Genomic DNA, 3,124 nt, shown 5'->3' on the forward strand with positions numbered 1-3,124 from the left:
ATTTTTCGTTCAAGGTAAAAAAATTGTATATTATGTTAGTCTTCCGTCTAGTAGTTGTGTTGAAAAGGTGATTATAAATGCCAACAGGAGCTAGAATTTTGGTAGATGCGTTAAAAAGAGAAGGAGTGAAGGTAATATTCGGAATTCCAGGATTATCTAACATGCAAATTTATGATGCTTTCGTAGAGGATCTACAGAATGGAGAACTAAGGCACGTATTAATGAGGCATGAACAAGCTGCTGCACACGCTGCTGATGGATATGCTAGAGCTTCAGGCTTCCCTGGCGTCTGTACAGCTACGTCAGGTCCAGGGGCAACTAACTTGACTACTGGATTAATAACTGCATATTGGGACAGCTCTCCAGTGATTGCTATAACTGGCAATGTACCTAGAGCTGTAATGGGTAAAATGGCGTTCCAAGAAGCGGATGCTATGGGAATTTTTGAGAATGCTACTAAATATGTTATAGGTATCAAAAAGATAGATGAAATACCATTATGGGTGAAAAATGCCTTCTACATAGCCACTACTGGTAGACCCGGTCCAGTGGTAGTAGATATTCCGAGAGACATCTTCTATGAAAAAATGGAAAACATAAAGTGGCCTGAGAGACCTATAGTTAAAGGGTATAGAGAGTTTCCTACTAAGATAGATCCGTTAAGCATTAAGAAAGCCGCTGAAATACTTATTGAGGCTGAAAGACCAATAATTCTGGTAGGAACTGGAGTAGTTTGGGCAAACGCTACTCCGGAAGTTCTGGAGTTAGCAGAATTATTACATGTCCCTATAGTGTCTACTTTTCCGGGTAAGACTGCAATACCTCATGATCATCCGTTATATCTAGGGCCAATGGGGTACTATGGCAGGGCAGAGGCATCTATGGCTGCTCTAGAATCTGATGCTATGCTAGCAGTGGGGGCTAGATTCAGTGATAGAACATTTACTTCATATGATGAAATGGTAGAAACGAGGAAGAAATTTATAATGATAAATATAGATCCAACCGATGGAGAGAAAGCAATAAGAGTTGATGTAGGCCTTTACGGAAATGCCAAAATGATATTAAGAGAACTCATAAAAGCAATTACTTATTTAGGGACTAAAAGAGATAGGTCAGCTTGGATAAAGCGAGTAAAGGAATACAAAGAGTATTATTCTCAGTTCTATTATAATGACGAAAACGGAAAACTTAAACCATGGAAGATACTAAAGACTATCAGGCAAACTATACCAAGGGATGCTATAGTCACAACTGGTGTGGGTCAGCATCAGATGTGGGCTGAAGTTTTTTGGGAGGTATTAGAGCCTAGAACTTTCTTAACGTCTTCTGGTATGGGAACAATGGGTTTCGGATTTCCAGCAGCTATGGGGGCTAAATTGGCTAGACCGGATAAGGTGGTGGTTGATCTAGATGGTGATGGCTCATTTCTAATGACCGGGACTAATCTGGCTACTGCTGTAGATGAAAACATACCAGTAATAGCAGTAATATTTGATAACAGAACCTTGGGATTAGTAAGGCAAGTACAAGATTTATTCTTCGGCAGAAGAATAGTTGGAGTTGACTATGGTCCCTCACCCGACTTTGTAAAGTTCGCTGAAGCTTTTGGAGCCTTAGGTTTTAATGCTACAAGCTATGAGGAGATTGAAAAATCTTTAAAGACTGCTATGAGAGAGAACATTCCTGCAATAATAAGAGTGCCAGTTGATAAGGAGGAATTAGCATTGCCAACTCTACCTCCTGGAGGGAGATTAAAACAGGTGATATTGCGTGACCCAAGAAAGAGTAGTTAGGTTATTCGCATATTATAGAGACCCAGGGCTAATAGAGAGGATAGCGTCTAATTTCAGAAAGCTTTTCATGGATATTAATTGGATTTATGGATGGAAAGTTAATGATGATAACTTGTTCGAATTTTATTTAGGTATTAAAGATCACAACAATTTCACTACAGCCGTTCTATTATTAAGTAAGACGGTAGATGTAGAAAAGGTAGAAGTGTTGGATATCAAGGAGCTTAGAAAAATTGTCATAAAGAATGGTGAAGTGATAAGTGATGATAAGATAGAAGGTGACATGATAATTTATGTACCCGTTTTTGATAGAGTTAAAGGATATAGTTGGGGTGAAACATATGGCTAAAATTTACGTAGATAAAGATGCCAGTTTAGATTATATAAAAGATAAAAAGATAGCCGTATTAGGATATGGAAGTCAAGGCAGAGCATGGGCACAAAATTTAAGAGATTCTGGTTTGAATGTGGTAGTTGGTTTAGAAAGGGAAGGTAAATCATGGGAACTCGCCAAAAGCGAGGGATTCACGCCACTCTATACTAAAGATGCTGTGAAAGATGCTGATATTATAATATTCTTAGTCCCTGATATGGTTCAAAGGACATTATGGTTAGAGAACGTTAAACCAAATATGAAGAAAGGAGCTGACCTAGTATTTGCACATGGTTTTAATATTCATTATAGACTCATTGAACCACCTAAAGATTCTGATGTGTATATGATTGCCCCTAAAGGACCTGGTCAAACAGTTAGAGAATACTATAAAGCTGGTGGAGGAGTTCCCTCGCTAGTTGCTATCTATCAGAACGTAAGCGGGATGGCATTACAGAAAGCTTTAGCTATAGCAAAGGGTATAGGCGCCACTAGGGCAGGAGTTATAGAGACTACGTTTAAAGAAGAGACTGAAACTGACTTATTTGGTGAACAAACAATACTTGTTGGAGGTATAATGGAATTGATGAAGGCAGCTTTCGAAACTCTAGTTGAAGAAGGTTATCAGCCAGAAATAGCGTATTTCGAAACTATTAATGAATTAAAGATGCTAGTAGATTTGGTCTATGAAAAAGGAATTACTGGAATGTTAAAAGCAGTTTCTGATACTGCAAAATATGGTGGAATAACTGTCGGAAAGTATGTAATTAATCAAGATGTAAGAAAGAGAATGAAGGAAGCTCTAGAGAGAATAAAGAGTGGTAAGTTTGCAGAGGAGTGGATAGAGGAATACGGAAGAGGAATGCCAACGGTAACCAATACTATGAATAATATACAGAATACGTTAGAGGAAAAGATTGGTAATCAGTTAAGGGAAATAATCCAAAAAGGAAAA

At 38.2% G+C, this 3,124-nt stretch carries 3 protein-coding genes; all 3 read left to right on the forward strand.

Annotated elements, in window-relative coordinates:
- Positions 1–77 precede the first annotated feature (77 nt).
- The gene (locus DMP16_RS08815; protein ID WP_069282225.1) at positions 78–1,796 is read left to right on the forward strand and encodes an acetolactate synthase large subunit; all 1,719 of its coding nucleotides are present in this window, start codon (positions 78–80) and stop codon (positions 1,794–1,796) included.
- Entirely contained in the window at positions 1,774–2,145 is a 372-nt protein-coding gene (locus tag DMP16_RS08820) for a hypothetical protein (RefSeq protein WP_069282226.1), read from the forward strand. Before DMP16_RS08815 ends, DMP16_RS08820 begins: the two co-directional genes overlap by 23 nt.
- The coding region (ilvC, locus tag DMP16_RS08825) for a ketol-acid reductoisomerase (protein WP_143577116.1) at positions 2,129–3,124 on the forward strand (996 nt) is incomplete at its 3' end. The genes DMP16_RS08820 and ilvC, both read left to right, overlap by 17 nt.

Source organism: Sulfolobus sp. B1, from assembly GCF_007050195.1.
In the GTDB taxonomy this organism is placed as follows: Archaea; Thermoproteota; Thermoprotei_A; order Sulfolobales; family Sulfolobaceae; genus Saccharolobus.

What these genes read in the sequence shown, in the direction of transcription:
- DMP16_RS08815 (WP_069282225.1), top strand. Translation starts at nt 78, where the DNA reads ATGCCAACAGGAGCTAGAATTTTGGTAGATGCGTTAAAAAGAGAAGGA.